At 63.4% G+C, this 25,783-nt stretch carries 27 protein-coding genes, 1 tRNA gene and 1 pseudogene; 13 read left to right on the forward strand and 16 right to left on the reverse strand.

Annotated elements, in window-relative coordinates:
* Window positions 1-19: 19 nt before the first annotated feature.
* Window positions 20-199, reverse strand: coding sequence for a hypothetical protein (locus JKF87_RS00730; protein ID WP_201096446.1), 180 nt, complete (start codon window positions 197-199; stop codon window positions 20-22).
* A 102-nt stretch (window positions 200-301) separates the two neighbouring features.
* A complete protein-coding gene (locus JKF87_RS00735; RefSeq protein WP_201096447.1) occupies window positions 302-1,009 on the reverse strand; it encodes an SDR family oxidoreductase in 708 nt (235 codons plus the stop codon).
* A gap of 76 nt (window positions 1,010-1,085) precedes the next feature.
* Here JKF87_RS00735 and JKF87_RS00740 point away from each other — a divergent pair, with 76 nt between their 5' ends.
* The 4 genes and pseudogenes from JKF87_RS00740 (at window position 1,086) to JKF87_RS00750 (ending at window position 3,822) form a co-directional block, all read left to right on the forward strand.
* Window positions 1,086-2,036: a LysR family transcriptional regulator gene (locus tag JKF87_RS00740; protein ID WP_201096448.1), complete on the forward strand. Its 951-nt coding sequence runs from the start codon at window positions 1,086-1,088 to the stop codon at window positions 2,034-2,036.
* Between the two features lie 70 nt (window positions 2,037-2,106).
* Window positions 2,107-2,196 (forward strand) — tRNA-Ser (locus tag JKF87_RS00745).
* A gap of 69 nt (window positions 2,197-2,265) precedes the next feature.
* A pseudogene (locus JKF87_RS18610) lies at window positions 2,266-2,478 on the forward strand (DUF6538 domain-containing protein); the annotation flags it as partial.
* Window positions 2,479-2,496: 18 nt separating this feature from the next.
* A complete protein-coding gene (locus JKF87_RS00750; RefSeq protein WP_201096451.1) occupies window positions 2,497-3,822 on the forward strand; it encodes a site-specific integrase in 1,326 nt (441 codons plus the stop codon).
* Window positions 3,823-3,917: 95 nt separating this feature from the next.
* Here JKF87_RS00750 and JKF87_RS00755 read toward each other — a convergent pair whose 3' ends face one another.
* The 6 genes from JKF87_RS00755 to JKF87_RS00780 all read right to left on the reverse strand — a co-directional run bounded on the left by JKF87_RS00755 (window position 3,918) and on the right by JKF87_RS00780 (window position 8,276).
* Window positions 3,918-4,628 (reverse strand): hypothetical protein, encoded by a 711-nt coding sequence (locus JKF87_RS00755; protein WP_201096452.1) that lies wholly within the window; start codon window positions 4,626-4,628, stop codon window positions 3,918-3,920.
* A complete protein-coding gene (locus JKF87_RS00760; RefSeq protein WP_201096456.1) occupies window positions 4,625-5,176 on the reverse strand; it encodes a hypothetical protein in 552 nt (183 codons plus the stop codon). The genes JKF87_RS00755 and JKF87_RS00760 overlap by 4 nt, the downstream gene beginning before the upstream one ends.
* Window positions 5,109-5,612 carry a hypothetical protein gene (locus JKF87_RS00765; RefSeq protein ID WP_201096458.1) on the reverse strand — a complete coding sequence of 168 codons (504 nt, stop codon included), beginning with the start codon at window positions 5,610-5,612 and terminating at the stop codon, window positions 5,109-5,111. Before JKF87_RS00765 ends, JKF87_RS00760 begins: the two co-directional genes overlap by 68 nt.
* Window positions 5,613-5,692: 80 nt before the next feature.
* Window positions 5,693-6,052, reverse strand: a complete 360-nt coding sequence (locus JKF87_RS00770; RefSeq protein WP_201096459.1) for a hypothetical protein — start codon at window positions 6,050-6,052, stop codon at window positions 5,693-5,695.
* Window positions 6,053-6,850: 798 nt separating this feature from the next.
* Window positions 6,851-7,432, reverse strand: a complete 582-nt coding sequence (locus JKF87_RS00775) for a recombinase family protein (RefSeq protein ID WP_201096460.1) — start codon at window positions 7,430-7,432, stop codon at window positions 6,851-6,853.
* 265 nt (window positions 7,433-7,697) lie between these two features.
* Window positions 7,698-8,276: a hypothetical protein gene (locus tag JKF87_RS00780; RefSeq protein ID WP_162790714.1), complete on the reverse strand. Its 579-nt coding sequence runs from the start codon at window positions 8,274-8,276 to the stop codon at window positions 7,698-7,700.
* A gap of 127 nt (window positions 8,277-8,403) precedes the next feature.
* Between JKF87_RS00780 and JKF87_RS00785 the strand changes: the two genes are divergently transcribed.
* On the forward strand, window positions 8,404-9,144 hold the full coding sequence (locus JKF87_RS00785; protein WP_114818570.1) for a hypothetical protein: 741 nt from the start codon (window positions 8,404-8,406) through the stop codon (window positions 9,142-9,144).
* 107 nt (window positions 9,145-9,251) lie between these two features.
* On the opposite strand, the gene JKF87_RS00790 is transcribed toward JKF87_RS00785, so the two are convergent.
* The 5 genes from JKF87_RS00790 to JKF87_RS00810 form a co-directional block, all read right to left on the reverse strand.
* Complete coding sequence (locus JKF87_RS00790; protein ID WP_201096461.1) at window positions 9,252-10,886, reverse strand: recombinase family protein; 1,635 nt, start codon at window positions 10,884-10,886, stop codon at window positions 9,252-9,254.
* Window positions 10,883-11,344 (reverse strand): type II toxin-antitoxin system VapC family toxin, encoded by a 462-nt coding sequence (locus tag JKF87_RS00795; protein ID WP_201096462.1) that lies wholly within the window; start codon window positions 11,342-11,344, stop codon window positions 10,883-10,885. Before JKF87_RS00795 ends, JKF87_RS00790 begins: the two co-directional genes overlap by 4 nt.
* The gene (locus JKF87_RS00800; RefSeq protein WP_201096464.1) at window positions 11,341-11,589 is read right to left on the reverse strand and encodes a type II toxin-antitoxin system Phd/YefM family antitoxin; all 249 of its coding nucleotides are present in this window, start codon (window positions 11,587-11,589) and stop codon (window positions 11,341-11,343) included. Before JKF87_RS00800 ends, JKF87_RS00795 begins: the two co-directional genes overlap by 4 nt.
* 83 nt (window positions 11,590-11,672) lie before the next feature.
* On the reverse strand, window positions 11,673-11,939 hold the full coding sequence (locus JKF87_RS00805; protein WP_236261002.1) for a hypothetical protein: 267 nt from the start codon (window positions 11,937-11,939) through the stop codon (window positions 11,673-11,675).
* Window positions 11,929-12,156, reverse strand: coding sequence for a helix-turn-helix transcriptional regulator (locus JKF87_RS00810; RefSeq protein ID WP_201096465.1), 228 nt, complete (start codon window positions 12,154-12,156; stop codon window positions 11,929-11,931). The genes JKF87_RS00805 and JKF87_RS00810 overlap by 11 nt, the downstream gene beginning before the upstream one ends.
* A 173-nt stretch (window positions 12,157-12,329) precedes the next feature.
* Here JKF87_RS00810 and JKF87_RS00815 point away from each other — a divergent pair, with 173 nt between their 5' ends.
* Window positions 12,330-12,833, forward strand: a complete 504-nt coding sequence (locus tag JKF87_RS00815; RefSeq protein ID WP_201096467.1) for a hypothetical protein — start codon at window positions 12,330-12,332, stop codon at window positions 12,831-12,833.
* A gap of 62 nt (window positions 12,834-12,895) precedes the next feature.
* On the opposite strand, the gene traA is transcribed toward JKF87_RS00815, so the two are convergent.
* Window positions 12,896-15,871: a Ti-type conjugative transfer relaxase TraA gene (gene traA / locus JKF87_RS00820; RefSeq protein ID WP_201097172.1), complete on the reverse strand. Its 2,976-nt coding sequence runs from the start codon at window positions 15,869-15,871 to the stop codon at window positions 12,896-12,898.
* Window positions 15,872-16,051: 180 nt separating this feature from the next.
* Here traA and JKF87_RS00825 point away from each other — a divergent pair, with 180 nt between their 5' ends.
* The 6 genes from JKF87_RS00825 (at window position 16,052) to JKF87_RS00850 (ending at window position 21,350) form a co-directional block, all read left to right on the forward strand.
* Window positions 16,052-16,378, forward strand: coding sequence for a conjugal transfer protein TraD (locus JKF87_RS00825; protein WP_201096468.1), 327 nt, complete (start codon window positions 16,052-16,054; stop codon window positions 16,376-16,378).
* A gap of 1 nt (window position 16,379) precedes the next feature.
* Window positions 16,380-16,646, forward strand: coding sequence for a conjugal transfer protein TraD (locus tag JKF87_RS00830; RefSeq protein ID WP_201096469.1), 267 nt, complete (start codon window positions 16,380-16,382; stop codon window positions 16,644-16,646).
* A 151-nt stretch (window positions 16,647-16,797) separates the two neighbouring features.
* Window positions 16,798-17,517, forward strand: a complete 720-nt coding sequence (locus JKF87_RS00835; RefSeq protein ID WP_201096471.1) for a hypothetical protein — start codon at window positions 16,798-16,800, stop codon at window positions 17,515-17,517.
* Window positions 17,514-18,098, forward strand: coding sequence for a DUF6884 domain-containing protein (locus tag JKF87_RS00840; RefSeq protein WP_201096473.1), 585 nt, complete (start codon window positions 17,514-17,516; stop codon window positions 18,096-18,098). The genes JKF87_RS00835 and JKF87_RS00840 overlap by 4 nt, the downstream gene beginning before the upstream one ends.
* 758 nt (window positions 18,099-18,856) lie before the next feature.
* Window positions 18,857-20,764: a GmrSD restriction endonuclease domain-containing protein gene (locus tag JKF87_RS00845; protein WP_201096474.1), complete on the forward strand. Its 1,908-nt coding sequence runs from the start codon at window positions 18,857-18,859 to the stop codon at window positions 20,762-20,764.
* Window positions 20,765-21,032: 268 nt separating this feature from the next.
* The gene (locus JKF87_RS00850) at window positions 21,033-21,350 is read left to right on the forward strand and encodes a CsbD family protein (protein ID WP_201096476.1); all 318 of its coding nucleotides are present in this window, start codon (window positions 21,033-21,035) and stop codon (window positions 21,348-21,350) included.
* Between the two features lie 6 nt (window positions 21,351-21,356).
* Here the strand turns inward: JKF87_RS00850 and thrC are convergent, their stop codons facing one another.
* Complete coding sequence (gene thrC / locus JKF87_RS00855; protein ID WP_201096477.1) at window positions 21,357-22,751, reverse strand: threonine synthase; 1,395 nt, start codon at window positions 22,749-22,751, stop codon at window positions 21,357-21,359.
* A 221-nt stretch (window positions 22,752-22,972) separates the two neighbouring features.
* Between thrC and JKF87_RS00860 the strand changes: the two genes are divergently transcribed.
* Window positions 22,973-23,920: a retropepsin-like aspartic protease gene (locus JKF87_RS00860; RefSeq protein WP_201096478.1), complete on the forward strand. Its 948-nt coding sequence runs from the start codon at window positions 22,973-22,975 to the stop codon at window positions 23,918-23,920.
* A 168-nt stretch (window positions 23,921-24,088) separates the two neighbouring features.
* Here JKF87_RS00860 and pgm read toward each other — a convergent pair whose 3' ends face one another.
* Window positions 24,089-25,726, reverse strand: a complete 1,638-nt coding sequence (pgm, locus tag JKF87_RS00865) for a phosphoglucomutase (alpha-D-glucose-1,6-bisphosphate-dependent) (protein ID WP_201096480.1) — start codon at window positions 25,724-25,726, stop codon at window positions 24,089-24,091.
* Window positions 25,727-25,783: the final 57 nt, after the last annotated feature.

Raw genomic sequence — 25,783 nt, forward strand, 5'->3', positions numbered from 1 at the left:
CTCAGCACAGGCGAAGGCCTTAACTGCCTGTTCCAAACCCCTTGGGACCGCCTGCGCCGGCCGCGCCCAGGCCGCCTGTCGCGGGCGCCGACGGCGCCTTGCCGGCGGCGTTCGTGCGCAGCTTGCGGGGCGGCTTTGTGGTTGCCTTGTCGTCGTCGTGTTCGGTCTTGGGATCGGGCTTTTGATTGATGTCGGTCATCGGTTTCTCCTTTGTGGGTGCAGAGAAACAAGCCGTCCTAAACCCGCCGGTTCCTGCGCGCGCCATCAGGTCGCAGTCGCCCGACAGCCGCGCAATCGGGCCTCAGCGCAGGCTGTAGCCACCATCTGAATACAGGGTCGCACCGGTCATATTGCCATTATCCAACAGGAACAGCGCCGCCTCGACCAGTTCATCGACATGGCCGGGCCGCCCCACGACCGACAGGCGGCCATAAGCGTCGAAGGCCGGGCCGCGCACCTCGTCCGGGCGGCGCCGCCACAGGTCGCTGTCCACCGTGCCGGGCGACAGGCAGTTGACCCGGATCGGCCCCAGTTCCTGCGCCAGCGCCCGTGTCAGCCCCTCGATTGCGGCGTTGCAGGCGGCGTATGCCGGATTGCCCAGCGGCCTGACCGACGCCGCGCCCGACATCAGCACCACCCCCGCATTCGGCGCCAGGACGGGCAGGGCGGCGTGGACGGCCCAGTACTGACCCCAGAACTTGTTCCTGAACGGGCTCTCGGCTGTCTCCGGCGACGACTCGCGAAACCCGCCCGTCTGATAGTCGGCGCCCGGCGTGAACAGGCCGGACAGGGCAGGTGCGTCGGCGAAGAAGGCGGCCAGACTGTCGCGGTCGGTCGTGTCCACCGGACGGATGCGCGCCGCCTGGCCCAACTCGGCCTGCGCCGCGTCCAGCCGCGCCTGGGTGCGCCCGCCGATCAGCACATGATCGCCGCGCCTGACCAGCGCCCGGGCCACGCCCAGACCCATGCCCGAGCCGCCGCCGATGATCGCATAGGTTCTGTGTTCCATGCGGATGGGTCATAATGCGGAACTATGCGCGCCAGTCGTGCTCATTTATCCGGTCTGTGGCGAAGGATTTTCGGCAATGATGATGGGTGACATCGGGCCCGGCGGTGATGTGCGGCTGTTCCTGGCCGTCTGCGACCATGGCGGTTTCGCGCGGGCGGCAGGATCGCTGGGCCTGACCGCATCGGCGGTGGCCAAGGGCGTGGCGCGGCTGGAGGGCCGCATCGGCGTGCGTCTGTTCGAACGCTCGACCCGCCATTTCCGCATCACGCCAGAGGGCGAGCATTACCGCGCCGTCTGCCGCACCGCCATCGGCTCCGTCCGCGCGGTGGAGGAGGCGCTGGCCCTGTCCGCCAGCGAACCCGCCGGTCTTGTGCGCGTGACCCTGCCGCCCCTGCTGGGCGCGGAAATCGTGGCCCCGGCCCTGTTCGCCCTGACCGACCAACATCCCCGCCTGTCGCTGAACCTCAGTCTGGACCGCACGCCTGTGGACCTGCGCGGCGGGCAGGTCGATCTGGCCATACGCATCGGCGACCCGCCTGATGTCGCGGGGGTGATCGGGCGGCGCATCGGCGTGCAGCGGTTGGCCCTGTGCGCCTCGGCCGACTACATCGCCGCGCGCGGTGCGCCAGCGGGCCGCAGCGATCTGCAGGACCATGAGCTGATCGCCACCGCCATCGACGGCCGCCCCGCCTCGTGGCGTTTCACAGAGGCGGGCAGGGAGGTGGTCTGGGCCCCGCCCGCGCGCCTGGTGCTGGACGGCGCGGCTCTTGCCCTGTCCGCCATCCGCGCGGGGCGCGGCGTCGGTCTGATCCCGTCATGGCTGGCCGCCGCCGACATCGCCTCGGGCCGCCTGGCGGCCCTGATGCCTGACGCCGTCGCCGGCCACCGCCCCATCTACACCCTGTGGCCCGACTATGCGCCCATGCTGCCCCGCCTGCGCGTCGTCATCGACGCCGCCGCCGCCGCCATCCGTCAGGCGACCGCCGAGGGCGGCCCAACCCCTCAACCCACCGCCAATCTGCCCTAAACCGCCCAATCCGGATTGACGCCGCCAATACAGATAGGTAGTGACGCGACCTCGCAGTGACTGGCGACATGGACAGGTGGCGGAGTGGTCGATCGCGCACGCTTGGAAAGCGTGTGTAGGTGAAAGCCTACCGAGGGTTCGAATCCCTCTCTGTCCGCCACGCTGTTACAAGCTCTTGATCTGAAAGAGTTTGTTGGAAAATCAGTCACTTACAATCGTTAGGGGCCGAATGTCTGCTACACTCGATACGGAGAAAGCAGACGTGTTGACTGGCCTTTTTCGACGCGAGGGCGGGCGATATACCACGCGCCGCATCATCCCCAAGGACCTCCGCCCGGCCTATGACGGCAGGGAAGTAATCACCAAAGCGCTAGGGACGGCGGACCCGGCTGAGGCCAAACGGCTCCATGTTGCCCTATGGGCCGCTCTGGATCGGGAGTTTGCAGAGGCGCGGGCGGCTATGGCCGCAGCCGACAGGACCCCCGCTGTCGAAGCCAAGGCGGCGGCCAAGCCCATAGACATAGATGCCTATGCGGCGCGGGCGCTTGTCGGCCTACGGAAAAAGCGGGCGGAATATCTCGCAGCCGGGCGGTTGGAAGACTTCAACCTTGAGGCCCGCGAAGGGCTGGAAACCTATCAGGCTATCCTCGACGGGGGCGATGCCGTGGGCCTTTCATTGCCTGAGGCCGAGGGGATGCGGGTGGCGACGCTGGCGATCCTTACGGGCGAAGGCGCGGCGGCACTTGCTGCGGCTCCCGCCGTCAAGCCCACAGCATCAGGCGGCCCCCGCGTCCCGCTCGCTGATGTGCTGGACAAATGGAAGGCCGAGCGGACGCCGCAGCCGAGAACGGTGCGGGACCTGACGCGGACGGTTAAGCGGTTCGAGGCCGTCGTGGGCAAGCTGGCGGTCCAAGATGTAACCAAGCAGCACGTCATTGCGTTCAAAGATGCGCTGCTAGACGAAGGCAAAACCCCGGAAAACATAAACGTCATCATCCCGTTCTTGGGGACGTTGTTCAATTACGCGGTGGACAATGACCTGATCCCCGCGAACCCCGCCAAATTGAAGAAGCTTCCCGAGAAGAAACGCGCCAAGGACAAGAGACGCGAATTCAACAAGGACGAACTAAAGGCGCTGTTCAGCGGCCCAGTCCACAAGGCCGGTTCTCGTCCCATCGGTGGCGCAGGAGAAGCGGCCTATTGGCTTCCCTTGCTCGCGCTCTACACAGGGGCACGCCAAACAGAACTAGGTCAGCTTCATCCCGATGACGTCTATGAGGAAGCCTACTTCAGCGATGGCGACACCGAAAAATCTGCTTGGGTTATGCGCTTCGCGGAGAACGAAGAGCGCGGCCAGAAGGTCAAGAATGAGGGGAGCGAGCGACGTGTCCCCATCCATGCTGATCTAATCGCCCTGGGCTTCCTCAAGGTGGTGGCGGCCGCCAAGGCAGAGCGCCGTGCGCGCATCTTCCATAAGATCAACCCGACAGCCGAGGGCGAACTTATGGGCAACTGGTCCAAGTGGTTCAGCCGCTACCTCCGCAAGGTTTGCGGCGTCACCGATGACCGCGTTGTGTTCCATTCCTTCCGCCATAGCTTCAAGCATTACGCCCGCGACGTGGACGTGCCCACAGAGGTGTCCAACGAAATCACAGGCCACGAAACCGGGGACGTGGCGAACCAATATGGCGGTCTGGAATATCCGTTGCGGCCGCTAGTCGAGGGCATGGCCCTGTATCGGGTGCCGGGCTTCACCTTGCCGCCCCCGCCCGCTTCCGTGAGATAGCCGAGAAGGCCGGAAAGCGGGGCGCTGGGGTGGTGGTTTGACCTCGGCCGGGCGGTCGCTCGTCAGGGGCGGCAAGGCCCCCCAGCGGGCGTTACTCAGATAACGGCGGCCGGGCCTGCGGACGCGAAGCCGAACGCCTGCGGCTGGGATTGCGCGGCGCTGCCGTGCGGACCCTGCGCGGAGTAGTCCGACGCCCTGTCGCGGTCGATACGGGCCTGAGCGCCGGGGGCCACGATGCCTGTGACCGGGACGCCGGGGCTGCTGGTCTGGCTGGCGTAAAGGTCCTCTGGCCGCATGGCGGCGGGCTGGACCTGCTGGGCTGGGGCCTGACCCTCTGGGAACTCAAAGCCTTCTCGGCCGAGAGCGGCCTTAGCGCCGTCCGACAGGGGCGCGCCGCGTTCCGCCAGTTCGCGGGCGGCGTCCATCTTGGCGGCTTGGGCGTCCGCCGCCGACAGTTCCCCGGCCTGAACGGCTAGGTCGATCTCTGCGGCGAGGACGCTCTCAGCGATGGCGTCAATGGCGGCGTCGTCCCCGGTGTCCCGATAGACGTTGAGGGCGTGGTCATAGCGGGCCAAGTCGTTAGCCGGGGCCGCTTCCACGATGCGGGCGATGTTGCCCACGATGACGCCAACGTCAGGATGCTGGGCGGCGAACTCATTGAGGGCGATCTCAAAGGCCCGGCGCGGCTCATGGATTTGGCGCAGGGCGACGGCGCGTTGGTGGACCGCGAAGGGGTCGAGGCCGTGGGCGTGGATGGTGGCGAGGGCGGCGTTGACCTTCACCCGTTGTTTCATGGTCAGGCTCATTGGCATTCTCCTTCTGGCTGGGCTTCCTCCAAGGCCGCGTTGACGGCGCAGGAATGGACGAAGTGCTGTGTGCTGTGAATGTGCTTAAGCAGGCCGGGGGAACCGGCGCGCCGATATGTGGCGACAACTTCGGCGGCGGCAGCGGCCAAGCGACTGCGCTGCGGGGGCGTCATGTCTTCCGGCAGGGGCTTGGCCTCCCCAAGGCGGATGATGTTGTTGGCGTTCCCGGCGGCATAGAGGACACCCCTGCGGCCGAGGGACGTGGTGAGGGCTTGGGTGTCAGGATAGCCCTTCGCGACCCAAGCGACGGCGGCCCCGTATTCAGCGGCGACGACAGCTTGAGGTCCAAGCGGGCCGCAACGCTCCCGCAGTTCATCCAAGGTGCTGGCCCGGTGATCCGGCCGGACATAGCGGCTATTGATGTCCGGCACAGCCAGTTCGCCATAGCGGAGGTAAGCCGGGCGCTTGGCCCTGCGATGATTACGCCCCACGGAAATAGCCCCGCTTCTTGCCGCCGAAGTAGGTTTGGAAAGCGGTGCGCGGATCATCGGCCAGCGCCAGAATAGACGCCGGGATGCGCTCAGGATGGCGAAGCAGCCAAGCGTATTCCTCGGGCTTAAGGCTCGTCAGGCCCGTCTTCTCAGCGGTGGTTTCCCAGTCGCGCAGCCCGTCATTCCCTGTGCGGGTAACGGCGACGGTGAAGGTGCGGCGGATCAGATTGTCCCGCTGATCGCCTTCGGTGATCCGAACGTCCTTGATGCCTGCAATGAAGGCGTCCTCTTTGGCCTTGTCCTCATCGGCAAAGGCGCGGTCCATCTGGCGCTTGATGGCGTCCAGTTCGGCGGCCAGCGTTTCGGCCTGGGCTTCCGCCATCGACAGGCGGCGCAGGGTTTCAGCGTCCTCGCGGGCCTGTTTCAGCAGAGCGCCGACGCGAACGAAGTCCGCTTGCAGTTCGGCCAGCGGCCGGGTGGTGGTCTTGGTCATGAAAGTTGTCCTGAAAAGAAGAAGGCCCGGCGGGGATGCCGAGCCTCTGAGGGGAAAGGAGAATGGTTGTGGCGGGGGAGTTAGCCCTGCGTGGCGAACGCCTGCCGGAAGAGGGACGCCTGCCGGGTGATTTCCCGAGCATCCCCGGTCTTGGGCTGGGCGCGGCGTTGTTGCGCGCTGAGGCCCGTTGATGCGGAGCGAGGAGATAGCGTGTCCCCGGTGCGCGGCTGGGGATTGTCCTCGGCATATTGGCGGGCGATCAGCTTGGTCGTCGTCGGGCGGCCCGTCTCTTTGCGGCGGGCGTATTCCGGCAGGGGAATGGCCAGCATTTCGAGGGCGGCGCGGAAGCCGATAAGAACGCGGCGGTCAGCCTTGGTGGTGAAATACGCCTCGGCCTCGGGGCTATTGAGAACCCCGTCATCAATGGTGCGAATGGTCATTGGAATATCCTTGGTAATATCGTGGCGGGCCGATGGGGCCTGCGGCTAAGTCAAAGGCGGTTAGTCGAAAGGTGTCCCGCGAAGGCATAAAGATAGCCCTCGCTCATGCGTCTGTTTCCGCCGTTGTTAAACGGATGGCATGGCCCCACGGCCCGCTAGGAATGACATGGGCCGCCAACAGGGACTGAGGCTCTACGGCTCGTCAGTCTCAGAGGGCAGATGCAGGGCGGCTGGGTGTATTATCCCAAGGCGTAAGCCCTAATAGGTGTTCTTAGATTGGAGGATTAGAAGGGAGGAACTCTGGCCCCCCTTACCCCCCACAGATCAGTCTGTTTGGCGTAAGGAAAGCAGAGCCTCGACGGTCAATCCCAAGGTGTTCTTGAGTTGTCGGATCGTCGGGATGGCCTCTGGTGATCGCGGCCTTGCGGCCCCCCTTTGCGATCATAGCCGTAGCGTAGGCTCCCCGCCTAAGGCGGACGTTATGTTGTGCCCGAGGGTATCGTTTCAGGACCGGCCGAGCCGGTGCGATGTTCCCTTGTGCTTGAGGGTATCGAAACTCGTCCCGATTGATTTCATTGGCTTTTCCCGGATGGCGCGCCGGTCGAAAATATCCTGCCGGTCCTCAGGTCCAGGCGTCACGCGGTCCCGCTGGGAGAGCCAGAATGTCGCATCCCGTTATTCGCCGCAGAGAAGCCCGAGGAGCGCCGGGAAGGCGTCGGCGCCCCCAAGGTCGAGCGGGCTAGAGAAGGTCGTGAGCGGGCCGGAAAACGGGCCTAGCGTGGCCGCTGCGACCCCGGCCTACGCCGCCGCTGCCGAGTAGCGTTTCACCGTGGCGGGGGAGAGGGCGAAGTGCCGGGCGGTCTGGGCGATGCTGGCCCCGTTCTCCTTGCGCCATGCGACCACGGCGGCGGCGTCCTGAGCCATCGGGCGGCCAAGGCTTTCCTTCCCCCTGTGCGTCCTGCCGGTGGCCTCCAGAGCGGCCCTAGCGGCGGCGCGGCCTGCCTGTGTCCGCTCCTTGATCCGCTGGCGCTCCATGTCTGCGACTTGGGCCAGAACGGCGAGGATCAACTCCCCGACGCCGCGACCAATGGGGCCGAGGCCGTGAACGTCCACGGTGACGCCCTTGTCGATAAGGAGGCGAACGGTGGCCTGAACGTCCAAAGCGTCCCGGCCGAGGCGGTCAACCGCATAGACATGAACGGTGTCGCCAGACCGAACCTTGCTTAGCAGGTCAGCGAAGCCCGGCCGCTTAACCGCCAGCGTCCCGCCGCTTACGCCTTCGTCGCTGAACTCTTGATCGAAGTCCCCGCCAAGGGCGAGGCGCTGGCTCTCAATGCTCTGATCCCCGGTGCTGACGCGGTAGTAGGCGATGCGGTGCATGACTGGCTCATAAGTTAGGTGACGCTACAAGCTGGCTCATAAGCCCGGCTCAATGCGGCGTCAATATATCTTATGAGCCATAGCGCATAACCTACAACTTGTGAGCCTGTCGTTTCTGGCGGCGTCGCTGGCGATATGGCGGCGGCAGGCAATGCCTTGGTGGCATGATGATTTGCGGCCAGCCCGGAGGGGATACCGGGGGAGCCGATGCCTTTTAGGATCGGAGGTCTACCCTCGCATAGCTAAGCCGAATTTCGGCCGGGGGTTACTGTGAAAGCGCTTGGGTCAAGGGGCCGAGAAACGGCGCAAGAATGGTCATGTGATTGGCAGCGTTTGCGATTAGCCGCTGATAGGCTTGCCCTTTCCCTTCCGCGCTATTGCTCGCCTCTATGGCTTTTAAGGCTTCAAGGAGGGTCGCGCGCTCAGCCTCGTCCTCCACCCCTTGCTCAATGGCGGACGCGACCTGGGCAAATATCGACGTGGTGCTGACGGTGTTTGTTGAGTTGTCCGTTGAGTGCAAGTTAACACGCGCATTGCTTCCCGACACATTGATGTAGTGCCCGCCCGTGTGCCGGGCAAACGATCCCTTACGAAACACCTTGAGGCTATAATGCGGCGGGATAGGACCTAAGCCGTCAGAATAAACGGCATCCCGTATAATGAAGACTTCCTCTTTTCCACTTGGAAGAAGCCGCCGAACTTCGTCCCCAGCCTCCACATCGACAGATGCATCAGGAACTTGTATTTCATTGGCGCTGATGATGCCGGTGGTCGAACAGCGAAGCGTGCCGTCTGGGGCTACGATGTCGATAGGCGTTTTTGGGAAATGGTCGAAAATGGTCATAGCAGCCTCGCAATCGCTGCAAGGAACATAGACAGAACATTCAACCTTGTCACTCTCCCGCATTATCCTTGGAAACGCGAGCTTAACCACTAGGCCGCGAGTTAGGGGCACAGATTAGGAGAGTGTTGTGCTGGGCTGGATCATTGGTGGCGTTATCGTTTGGGCAATCGTTTGGTGGGTCATGGGCCAAGCCAAACGGCAAAAGCAGCGCGCAGCCTCCATTCAGATGTTCGATGATGATGCGAGAGCCCAACTTACCGCCGCACAGCGTGAACTGAGTGCTGGCGAATTCAATGCTTTGCTGAACGAACTGGCTGCAACCACCGCCGTATCGCACCGAATGCTTCAACAGGGCATGAGCCCGATGATTGTGCAGGCCGCTGGATCGTCGGACGCGCGGAAGCGGATCAGGGCGGCGTTGGACGCGCGGCGGGCCAGAGAGGGCGCTGCTCTGGGCGCTGCGAAGAAGGCTGGGATCGAGACGGGCGATGACGGCTATCTAAAACCTGACATGCTTATGGCAGCTAAAGGATACGCCGCCGTTCAATCTACACGCATGGCCAAGCCTTACTTAGAGCCGACACAGTTGCGTTTGGACGCCACAACGATAATCGACCAAGCCCTTGATAGCCGAGCGACTGAGCAGCAACGCATGTCCGCTCGCTGGGGCGTTGTATATGCTTTGGGGGATGGCTCAGACATCTATCTCGCAGGGCTTCAAGCTTACGACGAGGCGGTCAAGGCGAGCCCCAATCCGCCGTCAACTGATCGCTATGAAGCGGCCGCGCTCGCGCACCTCACTATGGTGCTGGCTCAGTATCCCGAGGAGTTTTCACGATACGTTGGCTTTGAACTCAACCAAGCATGATGGCCGCAGCCTGCTGCTACCTGCTTGGACCACCTTGAAAGCGCGCGGCAGACTGCTACACTTCCCCCTCAAACTTGTAGCAGTCACGGCCTGCTAAGTGATTGATTTTAAACGATGTGGCGGCAGTCCCTCTCTGTCCGCCACTTCAGTCCCTGAGTGGGCACTGCGTTTACGCCACCGCCCGATACCAACGCCTGAAGCAGCCGGGACTTCGATCCCATGATCCTGACTTCGCCGGTATCGACCTCGACGCGCTGAGCCAGCGCGCGCAGATGGTCGCGGCGATAGCCTCCCCCTTCGAGCCGGATGCTCTGGCGGGCGTTCCTGGCGAATGTGCGCAGCATCTGCGGCGTCACCGCCTTCTGGCCTGAGTTCTGGAGCATGGCCTGCGCTCGTTCGGCGTCGGCCTTGGCCTGATCCCGGATCGCCTTGAGACCGTCGATGCGGTCTTTCAGCGCCGGGTCGTCCAGATCGGCCACACCCGCTTCGATGGCGTCATAGAGGCGCTTGAGCCGCAATTCCGATTCGGTGGCGCGCTTGTTGAGTTCGGCGATATGCTCGCGGCGGCGCTCGGCATGTTCTTCCCGCCGGTCGAGAACGGCGGCAAGGATGGTTTCCAGCCGCTCGGGCCGGAGAAGCTGGTTTTCAAGATGGCTGGCGACCAGATCGTCCAGCTTGTCCATCGGCACCGCCATGCCCTCGCAGGCGGTCGGTCCCTGCCGGGCTTTGATCGAGCAGGTGTAATAGCGATAGCGCCCGCCCTTGCCTGTGCGGATGGTCATAGCCCCGCCGCACTTGGCGCAATGGATCAGGCCGGTCAGCATGGTGGGGCCGCTGATGACGGCGGCAGGCGTGACCTTGGGATTGCGGGCCTTAAGCAGCTTCTGCACGGTGTCGAACGTGTCACGGTCGATGATCGGCGGGACGGGGACCATCACGATTTCACTGACCGGCTTCAATTCCTTGGTCTTGGTCCGCTTGTTGAACTCGTGCTCGCCCATATAGGTGCGGCGGGTCAGGATGCGGTGAACCTGGCCGATGCCCCAGCGGCCACCATCACGAGTGAAGATTCGTCGAGCATTCAGGTAGCTGACGATGTTCTTGACGCCCATCTGGCCGGTGGTGCCGTCGCCATGCAGGGCCAGCCGGTAGATCAGCCGCACCGTGTCGGCGTGCAGCGGGTCGATCTCCAGCTTCTTCTTGGTCTTCGCGCCGCGCTGCTCGGCGGCGACGGTGCGATAGCCGATAGGCGGAAGCGAGCCGTTCCAGAAGCCTTGCCGGGCATTCTCCTTCAAGGCCCGGATGACGTGCTTGGCGTTTTCCTTGGACTGGTATTCATCGAACAGCGCCATGATCTGCCGCATCATGACGTGCATGGGGTCATCGCCCATTTCCTGCGTGATCGAAACCAGCTTCACGCCGTTCTTCGCCAGCTTGCGGACATAGAACTCAAGCTCGAAGTGATCGCGGAAGAAGCGGCTGAACGAGTGGACCACGACGACATCGAAGGGTGCGGGCTTCGATATGCCCGCTTCGATCATGCGCTGGAACTCGGGGCGGCGGTCGTTGGTGGCCGATGCGCCCGGCTCCACGAAGGTCTCGATCAGTTGCAGGCCGCGCGCCTCGCAATAGGCTTCGCCCTGCCGCTTCTGGTCGGGAATGGAAACATCATGCTCGGCCTGCCGCGCCGTCGAGACACGCAGATAGAGGGCGGCGCGTAGCGACACGGTGGAAGCGGTCATGCCGGACCCCCTTGTGCGGCAGCCTCGTCAGGCGACAACACGGCGACACCGAATGGCAGGAAATGCTTCGTGTTGCGTGTGACAATGACGAGTTCATGCGCTGCGGCGGTCCCGGCAATCACGGCGTCCGCCATGCCGGGGTCGTGACCGGCCGCAAGCGCCTTTGCTTCCAGCCGCCCGCCGATTGCGGCGGCCTGCGCATCGAAGCCAATGATCTTGTCATCGTATGTGGAGACAAGGCCACTGAGCCATGCTTTCAGGCTCGCGGCCTTCGCCGTTGCCCCCTTGTGGTCGAGGAGCGCGATTCCCTTCTCGATCTCATGGATGGAGACGACCGACAGAAATAGCCGTCCATCGGCGTCCATGCGGTCCAGCCAGGTGAGGAAGTCAGCGGATGCGTCCGACTTCGACGGGGCCAGCACGGAGACGACGTTGGTGTCGAGAAGGAAGCCGCTCAAAGCTCGACATCCCGCGATGGTTTGCGGTTGCGCGGGAACTCTCCGCCTGGGAACGTCCTGAGATAGCTGACAAGACCCGCCCGTTTGCGATCGAGCGCCTTGCGCGCGATCTCCGCCGCCTCGACCGAAACCAGGGCTGCAACGGGCTTGCCATGACGGGTGATGGTCACGATTTCTCCTTTGACGGCTTCATCAACGAGGCTGGAGAATCCAGCCTTGGCGTCTCTGAGGTTGATGGTCAGCATGTCGCGCCTCCATATGTAGACATATGTGACTACATGTAATCCATTGAAGGGCGGATTTCAACGCCGATTCGACGCCGGGAGCATCAACCGCCGGGGCCGAATAACTCATCGAGCAGGTCGCCGAACCATCGCTCGAACACCTCGATCTCGGCTTCCGTGACGGGAACGGGATCGGGCCAGTCGTCGGTAACGGTCCATGTGGAGAGGTCGTGCTTGGGCGGTCTGCCGGGGAATGGCCACGGATAGCCCAGCAGTTCCTCAAGCTGTTCCGATGCCGTGGGCGGGCGTTTTGCGTGCCGGGATCGGGATGCCGCCACGGGCCTGTTGTCGTCCCTGCGATCAATAGTCATCGAGGAAGTCGAACTCGTTGCGCGAGCGCTGCCGCCACCCGGCGGGATTGGCGATCCAGCGGTTGATCTCGGATTCGTGCCAGCCTGTGCCGTTGGCGCTGATTTTGAGTTGTGGCGGGAACGTGCCCTCGGCGATCTTGCGGTAGATGGTGGACTGCGAAAGCCCGGTGCGGGCGAGAACGGTTTTCAGACGGATAATACGGTCTGGTTGACGCATGGCGACGCTGCCTCCTGCTGGCTGTTTCTGATTGCGATTGAGCCAGACAGAAGAAGGAATTGCCTTTGTGCAATAGAGTTTTAGCTGTCGTCGTGCTACGGCGAAGAAACGGCGGTAAATAGGATGGGCATAGAATCCGAAACCTGACAGGCAAGCATGAAGGATGCACGGAATTGGAGGAAATCGACTGGGCAGACCGTGCGTTCTACGACGACGGAGAATGGGTGACATGGTCCGAAATCGATGAGCAACTGCGCTACAAGGAGTGGGGCGCGAAATACCCGAACGCGAAACGCTCGATCATTCCCTACTTTGAAGATTTGATTTCCCTTGCCGAGAGCTATCACCTCGAAACCGGGCTGCACCTCTCCGTCTATGGCGACATCGGCGAGCTATTTGGCGCAATCACCTACGGCATCGAGTTGAACAAGACCTATGCGCAGGGTTCTGACGGCAGGCTCGGGAACGATCACGTCGAGATCAAGACCATAACCCCGTTCAAGACCAAAGACTTGGTTGTGGTGGATACGGCGCGGCATTTCAGCAAACTGCTCGTGGTCAAGATCAACGAGGAATTTCAGGTCGCCGGGCGGATGATCGACCGCAAACTTTTGCCGAAGCGAACTGGCCGGTTCCTGCGCATCCGTTGGGACGATCTGCCTCCCGCGCAAAGGTGACGATAAGCTCGGACTTTCAGCTATCCCGCCGACATCAAATCAACGCTTCTGATGCCGCTGGTCTATAGCCCGATCCCCCGGCCCAGACCAAGGCCATGACTGAGGGCGAGGTCCTTGCCGATGCCCATGCCTGTATCGAAGTCACCGCCGATGCCGAGGTCCTTCCTGCGACCGGCGAGGAGCGATTCTAGCTGCGGGTCGCGTTGCAGGCTGTTCGCCATGTCGCCCATCTGTGAGCGCGCGGCCTTGTAGCCGGAATAGTCGCCCGCCGCATATTGGCGCTGGCTGTTCTGGCTAAGGTTCTGCCAGCGCTCCACGAAGCGGTCGGCGCGGGCGCTGGGCGTGATCCCCGGATCAGCATTCCGCCCGGTGCGGATTTCGGTTTCGAGCTGGAGGGCGCGGATTGCACGACCGATCCTGCCACCACCCGCCTCACGCGCGAGGCCGTTGTCCTTGCTGTAAGCGGCTTCCGCATCCTGCCATCCGTGGGGCCGCACCTCGTCGAAGGCGCGCCGTGCCGCACCGAGTTCGCGCCGCTGCTCGTCGGAAGGCGCAAGCCCCTGCTGCTTGGCTTCGATGATAGCGTCGGATGCGCGGGCATGGCGCACGAGCGCGTCGGCACGCGCCTTGCGCAACGCCGCCTCCGGGTCTGCCGCCACTGTCCTTTCCGGCGCTGCCCGCTGTGGCGACGGGATGGCGTTGTCGCCGGGCGTGGTGTCAGCCGGTGAGCGCGGGCCGTCGAACATGCCGCGCACCTTCTCCGGCACGATCTTCCTGACGATCTCGACCACGCGCTCGCGGAAGGTGATGCCGCGCCGCTCGGCGTAGCTCTGCGCTGGATCGGCGCGTTCGTAATCCGTCGCCATGTCCTTGGCGCGATCCCTCGACAGGGTGCGAACGAGCCGGTTCTGATCGGCAAAGTCATCACGGCCATAATGCAGGTCCGTGCCGTCACGGTGACGGGACAGCGCGACATAGCTGCTATGGGCGTCCATGCCCGGCGTCGCCAGGACATGGGTGCGGTCCACCGTCATGCCCTGCGCCTTGTGGATCGTGGCGGCATAGCCGTGGTCGATCTTTTTGTAGTCGTTCAGGTCGAAGGCGACGGAACGCCCATCGTCGACGCGCACGGTCATGCTCTGCGCGCTGATTTCCTGAACCGTGCCGAGCGTTCCGTTCTTCACGCCAAGCCCGCGCTCGTTTTGCAGGAAGATGATGCGATCTCCGGCGGCGAAGGTCCGCGCGCCACGCTCGACGGTGACGCGCACCTCGTGGTCAAGGTCGCCAGCGTCCCGCATCCTGTCGCGCGCCGCTTCGTTCAAGGCGCGCACCTCGTCATTGGTGTGGGTGAGGATGATGCGGCTGGCGTCGGGACTGGCCCGCCGTTCGCGGTCCCAGCGCTGGATCAATTCGCCGCGCGCCTGCTCGCGGGTCTCGGCGACATGCACCATACCGTGGCGGTCATAAGCATGGATCGCATGGCCGGTCTTGCCGGTCGCCAGATCGCACGTGGCGTCCCGCTGCCAGTCCTCGCGCTGGCGGCGCACCTCGCCGATTTCCGTGCCGCCGTGGCGCTCATGGATCGAACGGAACGCCGCACCCGCCTCTATTGCTTGCAACTGCTGCGGATCGCCGACCAAAACGACTTTCGCGCCGGCCTCGGCGGCATGGGACAGTACCCGCTCCAACTGCTGCGTGCCGACCATGCCCGCCTCGTCGATGACCAACACGTCGCGGCTCGAGAGCATGTCGCGGCCCTGTCCCCAGCCATGTTCCATGCTGGCGATGGTGCGCGACGCGATGCCCGATCCGCCTTCCAGATTCTCAGCAGCAATGCCGGACAACGCAGCACCCCGAACCTGATAGCCCGCCGCTTCCCATGCCTCGCGCGCAACGCCGAGCATCGCGCTCTTTCCCGTCCCGGCATAGCCGACGACAACACCAAGATCGCGCCCGTCCGTGACATGCGCCAGCGCGTCCGCCTGCTCGCCGGAAAGGACAAGGCCGCGCTGTTCGGCACGGGCCAATGCAGCATCGCGATCCGCATCACCAACTGCATGACGTTCGCGCTCGGCCATAAATTGCGCCGAGCGATGCAAGCGCTGTTCGGCCTCGATCATGTCGCGCGTGGTGAAACGATCCTCGCCGCGTCCGTCCTTACCCAATTCGACAAGATCGGGCGCGTTCCGCATTGCTCCCATCACCTCGTTGAACTGCTCGATGCCGTCGCTGTGCCGGTGCGCGAACTTCGCCATGTCGCGCCGCGAAAAGGTCGATTGCTGCTGCGTGATCGCGTCCAGCGCAATCGATGGATCGGCAACGATGCGTGCGCCGTTGTCGCGGGCGATCTCGCGGTGCAGGTCTGCACGGTCTGCGGCTACGATCCCTTCGCCCTCAATCCGCTGCGCGGGTGCGCCGATCTGGCTCTGCGGTTCGAGCGGGATGCCCTGCGCTTCAAGGCTGCGATGATCGATGCGGGCGTCGATGTCGAGTTCGGCCAGCCGTTCGTTGGCAAGCTCGGCCCAGCGTTCGCGCCAGCGCTCCACCATTTCGGTGCGGTTCCAGTCCCGCACCTTCTGCCCGAAGCCGTTCTCGTCCACGCTGCGCATGGTGAGCATGACATGGACATGGGGCCTCGGCATCCCGTCCTCGCCTATGTCCCAATGCACATTCACATCAGCGATCATGCCCTGATCGACAAATTCGGACTGCGCGAAGTCGCGGGCGAGTTCGACGCCCTGCACCTGCGTCAGTTCGCGCGGCAGAGAAAATTCCACCTCGCGGGCAAGCTGGGCGTCCTTGCGCACCTCGCAGGCTTCGACATCGTTCCAGAGCCGGTCGCGGTCGCCAAGATGCTCCGGCGCGCCCTCCGGCAGCATGATTTCCGAATGGACGACGCCGCGCTTGGCGGAGAAATCATGGCTGCGGTCAAGACGCTCGTCGCGCAGGCGCGAGCCGGAGCGGTAGGCGGCGGATGCCACCGCACTGCTCCCGGCCTTGCGGCCAATGACCTTGACGTGAAGATGATAAATCGCCATCGCGATCAAACCATCTACACCTCTGAGCGCACGTCGGAACGACGTATAAGCGCGCCCTCGAAATGAATTTCTCGGGACTGTTCGCGCCGTGTCAGACCGTCCCGGTGACATTACTGCATTCCGTGCCTCGCGAAACTATCCTCTCCGCATCGACATCTTGCGACCGGAAAGGAAAGCACAATGCGCAAACCGAGAGACTACGATGCCGAACTGAAGGCGCTGGAAGACAAGGCCAGAGAACTCAAGACGCGGAAGGTCCAGCAACTTGGCGAACTGGTGATCGCCACCGGGGCGGACAACCTCACCGCCGACGAACTGGCCGGTGCGTTGATCGTGCTGGCGGAAACCGCCGATGCCGGAAAGCGGGAGGCATGGGCGAAGCGTGGCGCGGCGTTCTTTCAGGGACGGACACGGCGATCTGCATCAACACCTGACCGCGAACATGGCGGCACTCAGACGCAACCGGGCGGCACGCAACCGGCATCAGGCGGCACGGGCGCGACATGACATGCGAAGCTGGCAGGTCGAGCGCCGAAAGCGCACGAAACATCTGATCGAACTCGGCGGCCTCGTCGTCAAAGCGGGCCTCGTGGACCTGACCGGCGACGACCGCGCCACCATCCTCGGCGCACTCCTCTGGATGGCCGACAAACTCAAGAGCGAGGAACGCAAAAGGGCATTGGCGCTCTGGACTGAAAAGGGAAATGGCGCGTTCGAGGCGGAGCACTCAGCAGGCGCACACCACAGGCCGCAGTCACGGCAGGGTGGGGCGTGACCGATGGCGGGCGGCGCGGAGACTCACATATCGCAGCGCTGCCCGCCATCGCGCGGCAGCGCTGCGCAAAAACGGTGAGCGACAGGCGTTGTGCTGCTCCGTTCGTTTGTGCGATCTTGTCATTGCTTCGCAGGGGAAGGGTGAATACTGGATGCGGGATCAATATGCTGGAGATGTAAGCGACGTAATCAAATTTGCTTTTTTGCGCGCCCTTGCAGGCAAGGATAAAACACTCGGTATCGCGTGGTACTATGCCCCGAGTCATGATGGGCGCTCAGACGGTCGGCATCTTGAATGGCGAGATGAGACGGCGTGGCGCGCGCTTGATGAAGAACTGCACGCAGGTCTTGCGACCTTGCCGGAACGCAGCGTTGAAGCCCTCGAACAAGCGATGATCTGGCCGGAAGGAGCGCTGTTTCATCGCGAGCCGGTGCCGCCCCGCGTGGAACGATCCGCGTGGGGAAGACGCAAGCGGAGCGCGCTTGATGCTGCCGACATTCTGTTTCTCGATCCCGATAACGGCGTCGGTGGGGAAACCGAAAAACACGCAACCTTCTCGGAAATCCGGCTGTTGCGCAAACCCGGACGCGCCATCGTCTTCATCACATTTCCGGGCCGGAACATGAAACACGATGCCCTTTTGCAGCAGTTGCATGAACGGCTTTCTGTCGAAACGGGTGCCGAAAATATCGTCACACTGCGAACCAATGTTTCAGTGCCACGCGCTGCTGGCTCGTCATCATATGTGCAGCGCCAGCGCTGGTTTACGGTTGTCGATCCTGACGCCGAACTGACTGCCAGGGCGCAAGCTTTTGCTAATGCGCTTGTATCGGTTCCACGGGTTCGCGCGAGATTGGAGCGCCTGACGTGAGCGTTTCCGAGGACATCCGCGCCTTGGCGCGCGAAGGGTTGAAGGTCGCCGAAATAGCAAGACAACTGGGGATTCGATATCAGCATGCCTACAATGTCTTGAAGCAGTCTCCCGCGCCGTCTTTGACAGCGCCAGACGGTCAAGGGAAGGCATCACTAGACCTGACAAATGCCCTTGTTCTCGTTTCATGCGTGAGTCAGAAGCTCTCCCGACCAGCTCCGGCGCAACTGCTTTATCGTTCCGAATGGTTTCTCAAAGTGCGGAAGCTGGTCGAAAGCCAAAAGGCTGATTGGCTCATACTGTCCGCACTCCACGGTGTTGTTGTGCCGGATGCCGAAATTGCCCCTTATGAAAAAACACTCAATGCCGCTGGCGTGATTGAACGGCGCGCATGGGCGGAAACTACTCTCCAACAGCTAGGCCCATATCTGATCGGACGGCAACGGATCGTGATATTTGCTGGTCAACGCTATCGCGAATTTCTGCTCCCCGCATTGAACGGCGGTGGCTACGAAGTGGATGTGCCAATGGCAAACCTACGTATTGGAGAACAATTGGCATGGCTGGCCGCGCGATCATGAGCAGGACAAATGATCTTATTCGTTTGTATCGGATCTTGGATAGGCTGGAGGCTCTGTCGGGCGGCAAAAGGTTTCTTGCTCAGCTTGCGCCATCGAGAACCTGGCCGCGAAGGGGCGTTTATTTCTTCTTTGAGCCGGGGGAAACTCGCAAGGGTAGCGGTCACGGCGAAAGGCTTGTCCGCGTAGGCACTCATGCTTTGGGAGCGGGTGCGCGTTCAACCCTGCATCAGCGCCTGCGCCAGCATGCCGGGAGGTCGTCCGGCCTCGGCGGAAATCATCGGGGATCAATCTTTAGATTGCTTGTCGGCGAGGCGCTAATCGCACGTGGTGACTGCCCGGAGTGCCGTTCTTGGGGAGTTAAAGGCGACATTGGGAAGGCCGCGGAGATACTGATGACGCAAAGGATCGAGTTAGCAGCCGCTGAGGCACCAATTGAAGCCGCCGTATCTGAATATATAGGTCGATTGCCCTTTTTGTGCCTTCCAGTTGACGATGAGCCGGGGCCTGACTCCCTGCGTGGGTATATCGAACGAAATGCGATTGCGCTCACAAGCTGCTTGCACGAGCCAATGATTGATCCGCCTTCACGGTCATGGCTGGGCCTCTGCTCGGGTCGGGACAAGGTTCGCCGCTCGGGCCTGTGGAACCAACGACACGTGGAAGAGAACTACGAGCCTCGCTTTCTTGATATGCTGGAAACAGCTATCGAACGCAGTATAGATTCGTAGAATTATTGAGTACGCGGGGGAATACAGAGCATGGCTGGGGCGTCCTTCCAGACCAATCCTATCGACCTTCATCGGCTGCTTGATGAGTGCCATCGGGGCATCATCCAGTTGCCGGATTTCCAGCGAAGCTGGGTTTGGGACGAAGACCGCATCAAGAGCCTGATCGCCTCGATTTCGCGGGCCTTCCCGGTCGGTGCGCTCATGTCGCTGGACACCGGCGGGCCGGTCAATTTCAAGCCCCGCCCTGTCGAGGGCGCTCCGGCGGGCGCCCGTCAGATAGCGCCGCAATCCCTTCTGCTTGACGGTCAGCAACGCATGACCTCGCTCTATCAGGTGACGTTGCGCGGCAAGGTGGTGGAAACCGTCACCCCGAAGAAGAAGCGCGTGAAACGCTGGTTCTATCTCGACATCGCCAAAGCGATTGACGAGACCGTGGACCGCGAGGAAGCCGTCATCGGCGTACCGGAAGATCGTATGGAGCGCGCGGATTTCGGGCGCGAAGTCACCCTCGACCTTTCCACACCGGAAAGAGAATACGCCGCACTGATGTTCCCCGTCAGCCAGGTATTCGATTGGGACGCATGGCAGGACGGGTTCAACGATCACTGGTCGGGCGACGAGCACAAGGCGGTGCGCGAGCAGTTCCGCACCTTCAAGAAAGAGGTGTTGGAAAACTTCAAGATGTATCGCGTGCCGGTGATCGCGCTCGACCGCTCGACTTCCAAGGAGGCAGTCTGTGTGGTGTTCGAGAAGGTGAACACGGGTGGCAAGCCGCTCGACGCCTTCGAGTTGGTCACGGCCATGTATGCCGCCTCCGGTCATGAACTGCGCAAGGACTGGTATGGCGACGAGGGTGTCAAAGGTCGCCATCAGCGGCTCGCCGATACCCTGCGTCCTGCGGATTCCGATGCCGGTATTCTGGCCGGTGTCGGCAATACCGATTTCTTGCAGGCCGTCTCCCTCTTTTTCACCCGCGACCGGCGGCGTGCCGCCGAGCAGGCGGGCAAGGAAGGCAAGGAATTGCCTGCGGTGTCGGGCAATCGGCAAGCCCTGCTCGATCTGCCGCTGGAAGCCTACAAACAATATGAAGCGCAGGTGGAACGCGGCTTCGTCCAAGCCGCCAAGTTTCTGCACATGCTTCATATCTACCGCATTTTCGATCTGCCCTATCAGTCGCAGATTGTGCCGTTGGCGGCGATCCTCGCCGACATTGGCGATGCTTGGGAGCATGAGGCCAACCGGACAAAGCTGGTCCAGTGGTATTGGAACGGCGTGTTCGGTGAGCTTTACGGTTCCGCCGTCGAAACGCGGATCGCCAAGGATTTCATGGAGGTGCCGCGCTGGCTGAGCGGCGGGCCGGAGCCTTCAACGGTCAGCGAAACCATTTTCCGCTCCGACCGCCTGAAAACCATGCGGATGCGGCTTTCAGCGGCTTACAAGGGCATGAACGCCTTGCTGATGAAGGAGGGCGCGCAGGATTTCCGGTCGGGCCAGAAATTCGATCATACGGTGTTCTTCGGGGAAAATGTGGATATTCATCACATCTTCCCGCAGGACTGGTGCAAGACGCAGGGCATCAAGCCCGCCGTGTTCGATTCCATCATCAACAAGACGCCCCTGTCATATCGGACGAACAGGATCATTGGTGGTGTCGCGCCAAGCGAGTATTTGGCGAAGCTGGAAAGCGGAAACAGTTCGACGCCGCCAATCGCCGCTGGAAAGCTGGACAGCTATCTGCAATCCCACCTCATCGCCCCTGTCCTTCTCCGTGCCGACAAGTTCGAGGAGTTCATGGAGGATCGGCAAAAGCGCCTGCTTGGTCTGATCGAACAGGCGATGGGCAAGGCCGCCTATAGCGGCAATATCCCCGAGGAAGGTGAGGACACCGAAACAATCGAAGATGGCTCCGAAGCTGCCTTGCTCCCTCGCATAGCCTAATCCGGCAAGATGAAGTTCTATCGTAGGGCTATGGCGTAAACGTAGTGCTCATCACTATCGGTCGCGGCCCGCCATTCGCTTTGATTTCATTTAACGATTTGAGATCAAATGTGACATGCCCTCCCTCAAGCCAAGCAATTTACGGGTTGCTCTTTTGTCGTGGCTTGCGGGTCGCTCTCGGAACTGAATCCTAGGCTGGGGTTTTAATCCCATATGCGGTGTGGACGACTGCCTTCCTTGCCGTTTTGCCGGAAACAGGGTTTCACATATGACGGACGAACAGATCAACGGCGCCGCCTCGCAGGTGCAGGGCAAGGCGCAGAAGGCTTTTGGCAAACTGGTCGGTGATCAGAAGCTGGAAGTCGAGGGCGCCTATAACGACGCCAAGGGCAAGTCGCTGGAGCAGTTCGGCAAGGCGATGGACGCCGTGGACCGTCTGGTCGAGAAGGCGCCGGAAAACTATCGACCCAAGGCCCGCGAAGTCGCCGCCGCCGCCCGTGAAAAGCCGCTGCTGACGACCCTGTCGGTCGCCGGCGTCGGCCTGCTTCTGGCGGGCATCGTGTCGCGCGGCCTGCGCCGTCGCTGATCCGCGTTAGTGGCGGCCTGAGAAGGCCGCCACGGCGTCCAGCGCCGCCTCCATCGTTCCGTCGATGATCGTCAACCGCTCGGGCTTGTCGCCCAGAGCGGTGATGACGTTTGCGGGTTCAGGCTCGAAGCCCAGCACGTCCGAGACGAAGGCGCCGAACTTGGACGGATGGGCGGTCGAAAGCGCGACGACGGGGCCGTTCGATCGGTCCTGACGGCGCGCCGCCGCGATGGCGACTGCTGTGTGCGGGCAGATGACCCGGCCCCAGGTCTTGTGGGCGTAGGCGATCTCGGCGCGGGTTTCGTCTTCGTCGATGGAGACGGCGGAAACCTCGGACCGCAGGGCCGACAGCAGGTCGGGGTCGAAGGTCACCGTCCCCTCGCGTGCAAAGGTTTCGAACAGTGCGCGCGTGGCGTCGGCGTCACGGCCGGTCGCCTCGAACACCAGGCGTTCGAAGTTGGACGGCGCCTGAACATCCATCGACACGCTGCCGCTTTCGACCGCCGCCTTGCGGGCATAGACGCCGTTGTTGATGGCGCGGGCCAGGGCGTCGTTCTGGTTGACGGCGGCGACGAACCCCCTGGCGGGCAGGCCCATCTTGGTCGCCGCGATGCCAGCAAAGGCGTCGCCGAAATTGCCGGTCGGCACCACGAAGGTCGCGGCCTCGCCCAGCTGCGCGGTGGCCGAGACGTAATAGGGGATCTGACCCGCAAGACGCGCCCAGTTAATCGAATTGACCGAGGACAGACGCCCCGCCTGGCGCAGGGATTCCTCGGCCAGCAAACCCTTCACCAGACGCTGGCAGTCGTCGAAATCGCCGCGCACGGCCAGGTTCAGCACATTGTCGGCCTCGACCGTCGTCATCTGTTTGCGCTGAACCGGCGAGACGCGGTCCAAGGGGTGCAGCACGACCAGATTGACCGACTTGGCCCCGGCGAAGGCGCGCACGGCGGCGGCGCCGGTGTCGCCGGAGGTGGCGGTCAGGATGGTCAGGCGTTCGCCGGATGCCGTCAGCGCCTCGTCAGTAAGGGCGGCGACCAGCTGCATCGCCAGATCCTTGAAGGCGGCGGTCGGGCCGTGGAACAGCTCCAGCACGAACAGGCCGGGCTCCAGCTCGACCAGAGGCGTCACCAGCGGATGGTCGAACCCGGCCGTCAGGCGCTCCAGCGCCCGCTCCAGCGCGCCCGCTGGCAGGGCGTCGCCGATGAAGGGGGAAATCGCTTCCAGCGCGATGGTCTTGTAGTCGGCGCCCTGGGTCCAGGCATCGGACGACAGGGTCGGCCAGGCGGTCGGCATATAGAGGCCGCCGTCGGGGGCGATGCCGCGCAGCAGGGCGTCGGCGAAGTCGGTTTCGGGCGATTTGCCGCGGGTCGAGATGTAACGGGCGCTGGAGGTGCTCATGATGTCTGAGGTCGTAGCCAGACGGGGCGGCGGCGTCATCCGGTTTTTGGGCGATTTTGTCGGGTTTTTGCGGGTTTGCGTTTTTCGTTCCGCACATTTGAGGGCGTTGCGGGCCGGAGGTGCAAATTCCTGCCTGAAAACGGCGGTGCAGGCGCCTCGGTCCGATGCGCGCGACCATTCCCCTGCTGGCGTCGCACGCCGTGACAGTCCATGGATTGGTCATGAGACGACGCGATCTTCTGATCCGCCTGGGGCTGGTCGCCGGGGGCGTGGGCGGGGCCTGGTGGCTGCGCGACCATGTGCTGTGGCGTGAACCCGCCATCGTCTTTCCAGGGGATGGATCGTCGGGCTGGATGACCTATGCCGAGCCACGCGCCGCGACCCCGACCGTGGAGGTGGCGATCAGCGGTCAGCGGGTGCGGGCGCTGATCGATTCGGGGGCGCAGTATTCGGTGATCGACCGTTCGCTGGTCGCGACCCTGGGCCTGACCCACAGGTTCAATATTCCGATGGTGGCCTACGGCGTCGGCGGCGAGGCGCAGGTGGGGCGCGGCACGACGCTGGATGTCGCGGTCGGGGGGATGCGGCTGGAGGGCCTGCGCGCCGCCATTCTGGGGCTGGGGCCGCTGGCCAGCGACGACGGTTTGGCGGCGCCCCTGATCCTGGGCCAGGACGTGCTGCGCAACCTGGTGCTGGAACTGGACACCACGCAGAAACGGGTGCGGTTCCTGAAACGCGAGGGGTGGATCCCGTCACGCGACCTGGCCGCCGTCGAGGTGACCCGCGCGGGCAAGGCGCTGCAGGCCGCGATCACCGTCGAGGGCGCCGAGGTCGAGGCGGTGGTGGACACCGGGGCGTCGGCCCTGCTGGCCGTGACGCGAGAGACCGCAGAGATGGTCGGCCTGATCGACGGCCGTGAACGCACGCCGGGTCAGAGCATCGTTCTGGGCGGCGTCGTCGGCGCCGAGACGGTCACCGTCCGCACGCTGACGATTGGCAATGAGCTGCATCGTCAGGCGTCGGTGGCCATCTATGACAATGTCGCTGTGCCGGGATTCCCTAAGGCCTTGATCGGCATGGCGGCGTTTGAGGACCGCCATGTCGTGCTGGATCTGGGTGGGTCGAGGCTGTTCATGACGCGCCCGCTGGAGATCACGGTGGGGCGTTAGGTTCAATCGACATTCGCGCTAGAATCGTCATTCCGGGGCGTCCGAAGGACGAACCCGGAACCCAGGGCCACAATCGCACCGCTGGATGCATTCGACGCCGGATGCGCGCCTCCTGGGTTCCGGGTTCTTCGCGTCGCTCAGCCCCGGAATGACGAAAAGGGAGGGCGATCAGCCCTTCAGCGCCGTCGCCACCACGTCGCGCGCTTCCGCCTGCACCTGGGCCAGATGGTCGGGGCCGTGGAAGGATTCGGCGTAGATCTTGTAGACATCCTCGGTGCCTGACGGGCGGGCGGCGAACCAGGCGTTGGCGGTGGTGACCTTCAGGCCGCCGATGGGTTCGTCATTGCCGGGGGCCTTGGTCAGGATGGCGGTGATCGGCTCGCCGCCCAGAGTTTTTGCGGTCACATCCGCCGGGCTGAGGGCGCCCAGGCGGGCCTTCTGCTCGCGGGTCGCCGGCGCATCGACGCGGGCGTAGGCGGGCGCGCCGTACTGGTCGGTCAGGCCCGTATAAAGCTGGCTGGCGCTCTGGCCCGTGCGGCCCTGGATCTCGGCGGCCAGCAGGCACAGAAGAATGCCGTCCTTGTCTGTGGACCACACCGTGCCGTCGCGACGCAGGAAGGAGGCACCCGCCGATTCCTCGCCGCCGAAACCGACGCTGCCGTCCAGAAGGCCCGGCACGAAATATTTGAAGCCGACCGGCACCTCCAGCAGGCGACGGCCCAGCCCGGCGACGACCCGGTCGATCATCGATGATGACACCAGCGTCTTGCCCACCGCCACATCCGCGCCCCAGCCGGGACGGTTGGCGAACAGATAGGCGATGGCGGCGGCCAGGAAATGATTGGGGTTCATCAGCCCGTCGTCGGGCGTGACGATGCCGTGCCGGTCGGCGTCTGCGTCATTGCCCGTGGCGACGTCATAGGCCGCGCCGCCCTGCATGACCCTGATCAGATTGGCCATGGCCGAGGGGGACGAGCAGTCCATGCGGATCTTGCCGTCCGCATCCAGCGGCATGAAGGCCCAGCGCGGATCGACGGCCTCATTGACCACGGTCAGGTTCAGGCGGTGGCGATCCGCGATCTGACCCCAATAGTCGACCGCCGCGCCGCCCAGCGGGTCGGCGCCGATGCGGACCCCCGCGTCGCGGATGACGTCCATATCCAGAACGCTGGGCAGGTCGTCGATATAGGCCGCCAGAAAATCGAACCGGCCCGCCTCGGCATAGGCCTTGGCGAAGGGGACACGGCGCACGTCGTTGTTGCCGTTCTCGATCAACTGATTGGCGCGCGCGGCGATGGCGCTGGTGGCGTCTCCGCCCGCCGGGCCGCCGGAGGGGGGATTGTATTTGATGCCGCCGTCGCGGGGCGGATTGTGCGACGGGGTGATCAGGATGCCGTCCGCCTGCCGCGTATTGATGCGGTTGTGCGTCAGGATGGCGTGGGACACCGCAGGCGTGGGGGTGAAGCCGTCGCGGGCGTCGATCAGCACCTCGACCCCGTTGGCGATCAGCACCTCCAGCGTGGTGCGCCAGGCGGGTTCGGACAGGCTGTGCGGATCGCGCCCGACGAACAGCGGGCCGGTGATCCCTTGGGCCGCGCGATATTCGGTGATCGACTGGGCGATGGCCAGAATGTGCGTCTCGTTGAAGGCGCCGTCCAGGCTGGACCCGCGATGGCCCGAGGTGCCGAAGACGACGCGCTGGGCCGGGTCGCTCATGTCGGGTTGGATCGTCTGATAGGCGCCAAGCAGGGCGTCCAGGTCGATCAGGTCTTCAGGTCGGGCCAGTTGGCCAGCGCGGTCATGCATGGGATCAATCTATAGGTCTGGGCGTCGGGTTCAACGCATGAGCGAAGGCGGACGTCG

Origin of the sequence: Brevundimonas nasdae (genome assembly GCF_016654005.1) — a bacterium.
Lineage (GTDB): Bacteria > Pseudomonadota > Alphaproteobacteria > Caulobacterales > Caulobacteraceae > Brevundimonas > Brevundimonas nasdae.